The organism is Brevundimonas sp., from assembly GCF_016463485.1.
In the GTDB taxonomy this organism is placed as follows: Bacteria; Pseudomonadota; Alphaproteobacteria; order Caulobacterales; family Caulobacteraceae; genus Brevundimonas.
The window spans coordinates 1-3,719 of record NZ_JAEMRD010000211.1 but is presented as its reverse complement, the minus strand read 5'-3'; the positions used below and the strand labels follow the sequence as shown (position 1 = coordinate 3,719).

The following is a 3,719-nucleotide window of genomic DNA, read 5'->3' as shown; positions in this document are numbered from 1 at the left end:
CCTCCAGCCTCCAGCCTCCAGCCTCCAGCCTCCAGCCTCCAGCCTCCAGCCTCCAGCGGAGGTTGCGCCACAGATGTTGCCAAGGTCTGAAGATCAGACTGCGCTGAGACCCTCCGAGGCCAAAACCCGCTGCACTGCAGGCCGGGCTTGAATGCGATCCAGATGGGCGTTCAGACGCGGGAACCGGGCCGCATCCAGCAAGCCCGCCTGACGCGCCCAGCGTTCGAAGACCAGCAGGTAGCCGTCGGCCAGGCTGAAGGTGTCGCCTAGGACGTAGTCACCCTTCAGATAGTGGTCCTCGACCAGCTGATATTTCGAAAGGGCCAGTTCTACCGCCTGATCCCTGACCTCGCCTTCGAGTGGCGGGCGGCTGAACAGCACCCTGCCGATGGCCGGGTGCAGGGACGAAGCCAGAAAGCCATTGAAGGCGTTGAAGGCGGCGAAGGCATAGGGGTCGTCGATCGGGGCCAGATTGCGGTCCGGATGGGTCTGGGCGACCAGGGCCAGAATAGCCGCATTCTGGGTGATCACACCATGATCGGTTTCCAGCGCCGGCGTCACACCCGCTGGATTGACGGCCAGATACTCCGGCGTCTTCTGCTGGCCGGTCTTCAGGTCGATGACCTGCGTTTGGTAGTCCGCTCCCGCCTCTTCCAGGGCGATATGCGAGGCGGTGGCGCAGGCACCGGGCGAGATATAGAGCTTGAGCATGTCGATCTCCTGAAATGGACTGGATAGACAACGCAGATAGAGGCGCGCCCTATCCGTAACAATAGCAGTTCCTGATTATTCTCGTTCCGTCGCCCTCTCCCGCCGACGGACCAGCTCGCGGACACCGAGCATGAGGCCCAGCCAGACCACCGCGACGCCCGCAAGGATCAGGGACGTCCAGATGCCGTCCCCGCTGACGGCCGAAACCACGGCCCCGCCGAAGAAGGCGACCAGCACGGTCTTGGGCAGAACGCCCAGGGCGCAGCCGGTCAGAAAACCCCAGAAGTTCGCCCGCGTCGCGCCGAACGCCATGTTGACCACGATGAAGGGGGCCGAGGGCACGTTGCGGATCATGAAGCTGGCATAGAAGGCATTGTCGCCGACGAACCTTTTGAGGCGGTCGGTCGTGCGTCCCCCGAACCGCTCCAGCGCCCGCGCCGTCGGCCCGCGGCCCAGCCAGTAGGTTGCGCCCGCCGACACCACCGTGGCGATCCAGCTGTACAGAAACCCGAACCACGGCCCGAAGGCGACCACGCAGGCGGCGATCAACAGAAACTGCGGCACCCCCAGGAAGGCCGACAGGGTGAACACCGCAATGGCCACAAACACGCCCCACGGCCCGGCGCGGAACCCGCTCATCCAGGCCTCAAGCTGACTCTCGGCCCCCAGATCCAGCTGGTGCTTGCCGAACAGGAACAGGCCGGTGACGGCGGCCAGCAACACCACCGTAGCCAGTAAGGCCCGCCAGCGGGCGGCCTCCATGTTCAGGATGAAGTCGAGGAGGCGGCGCATGGCTACTCAGGCGTTTCCAAAGGACGGAAAGGCTGGACGACCCAATTGTCCATGCGCCAACCGAAGCCGCCGCCTCTGCTCCATTCCTGCCGGTATTTTGCGACCATGAGCCGTTCCGGATCATCCTCCGAGGAAACCCGATAACTGATTTCACCCTCTATCCAGCCATTGCGATCGTCGCGAGCGCCGACGCGGGACTGATAGATCGCCAAGTCAGGCATCGTTTCAGTCAGCTCAACCATCCGCTGAGAAAGTCGAACCGGTTGGCTCTGCCCGGCCCGATAAATATTTATTTCCTGATATACCACTCCCGCCCAATCGATCCGGCTGGTGCTATTCGTCGAAAGCCAGTCACTCCATTCCTGGCGCGTCGGAGTTCCGGCATAATCGCGTCCGGGCGGCTCCCCCTTCTCATTCATCAAACTGGCAGCTGCGAGCGTATTGCCCTGCAGAACCAAGCAGGCGCGAAGCCTCGCGACAGCGTTACGATGCTTGTCAGCGTCAAGCTGCTCACAGGCTTCGATAGACAGAACAGCCTGATCGGCAAGCAAGAAGCCAAAACTGCCCGCCATCCCATCGTGGTCGCAAGTATTTTGAGCCTTACGCCTCACAGCAGGCCTATAGCCGCTGTCATCTGCAGCATTGGCCATCTCGACGACGACGCCCCATCCATGCATGCAGATGAGAACCTCATCGTTGCCGGACCTAGCTGCCATCGGCATCAGCACACGGTCAGCGAAGATGCCTTCCCTCTCAACACGGTCCCATGTCAACGCGGCAACAGGCGCTTCGATACGCTCTTCCGCATTTCCGCGAACAACCACCATCGGCGGCATATTCGGTCGCATTTCGAAGCTGACCAAGAGAATGTCGCGGCCGTATCCGTCGTAGAAAAACGATCGGAACACCTGGGCTCCGGTCGCTGACTCAGTTTGTATCGAAGGCGCTCGGTAGCGTGCTTCCAATCTCGCCTGCTCCGCAACTGCACAGGCCACGGACTGATCGTCCTGATCGCACACCGCTGGCCGGGCGGAAATGTCTTGGCCCCCCAACAGGAGGGCGACTGCAACAGCGATCAGACTCATGGCCAACTCCCTCCCACGGCTTCACCATTTGCACCGGCCCGACCCTGCCCGTAAACAGGCGAGGCCCTCCCCGGCTCCCGACATCTCCGAGATTTGCCATGTCCAGCCTGCAGTCGTCCGCCCTTGCCCGCGTCAAGCCGTCCGCCACCCTGGCCGTGACCGCACAGGCGCGTGCGCTGAAGGCCGAGGGGCGCGATGTGATCGGCCTGGGAGCCGGAGAGCCGGATTTCGACACGCCGGAGAACATCAAGGCCGCCGCCATCGCCGCCATCCAGCGCGGCGAGACCAAATACACCGACGTCGACGGCATGCCGGAGCTGAAGGCCGCTGTGGTGGCCAAGTTCGCGCGCGAGAACGGCCTGACCTATACGCCGGCCCAGATCCACGTCGCGCCGGGCGGCAAGGCGGTGCTGTACAATGCCCTGGTCGCAACCCTGTCGCCGGGCGACGAGGTGATCGTGCCCGCGCCCTACTGGGTATCTTATCCCGACATGGTCCTGCTGGCCGGGGGCGAGCCGGTGGTCGTGGTGGGGCATGAGGCCGATGGCTTCAAGCTGAAGCCCTCCGCGCTGGAGGCCGCGATCACGCCGCGGACCAAATGGCTGATCCTGAACAGCCCGTCGAACCCGACCGGCGCGGCCTATACGCGGGCCGAGCTGGAGGCCCTGGCCGAGGTGCTGCGTCGTCACCCGCAGGTCTGGGTGATGACCGACGACATGTACGAACACCTGATCTACGGCGATTTCGACTACACCACGATCGCCCAGGTCGCACCGGACCTGTACGACCGGACCCTGACCATCAACGGCGTGTCCAAGGCCTATGCCATGACGGGCTGGCGCATCGGCTATGCGGGCGGGCCCAAGCCGCTGATCGACCTGATGCGCAAGGTGGCGGGACAGACGACGTCCAATCCCTCCTCCATCAGCCAGTGGGCCGCGGTCGAAGCGCTGAACGGGCCGCAGGACTTCATCGCCGAGCGCGGCAAGGCGTTCGAGATGCGCCGCGATCTGGTGGTGTCGATGCTGAACCAGGCGACGGGCATCCGCTGTCCCAATCCGGAAGGGGCCTTCTACGTCTATCCGTCGATCGAGGGGCTGATCGGCAAGACGACCGAGGGCGGCGTGGTCA

The 3,719-nt window shown here is 63.7% G+C and carries 4 protein-coding genes; 1 reads left to right on the top strand and 3 read right to left on the bottom strand.

Features of this window, described 5'->3' with window-relative positions; translation table 11 throughout:
- Nucleotides 1-93 precede the first annotated feature (93 nt).
- From JHC99_RS17890 to JHC99_RS17880, 3 genes are all read right to left on the bottom strand, one after another.
- Entirely contained in the window at nucleotides 94-711 is a 618-nt protein-coding gene (locus tag JHC99_RS17890; protein WP_292156027.1) for a glutathione S-transferase C-terminal domain-containing protein, read from the bottom strand.
- 75 nt (nucleotides 712-786) lie between these two features.
- Nucleotides 787-1,503, bottom strand: a complete 717-nt coding sequence (locus JHC99_RS17885; RefSeq protein WP_292156026.1) for a VTT domain-containing protein — start codon at nucleotides 1,501-1,503, stop codon at nucleotides 787-789.
- Nucleotides 1,504-1,505: 2 nt separating this feature from the next.
- Nucleotides 1,506-2,588, bottom strand: coding sequence for a hypothetical protein (locus JHC99_RS17880; protein WP_292156025.1), 1,083 nt, complete (start codon nucleotides 2,586-2,588; stop codon nucleotides 1,506-1,508).
- Nucleotides 2,589-2,686: 98 nt separating this feature from the next.
- On the opposite strand from JHC99_RS17880, the gene JHC99_RS17875 reads away from it, so the two are divergent.
- The coding region (locus JHC99_RS17875) for a pyridoxal phosphate-dependent aminotransferase (protein WP_292156024.1) at nucleotides 2,687-3,719 on the top strand (1,033 nt) is incomplete at its 3' end.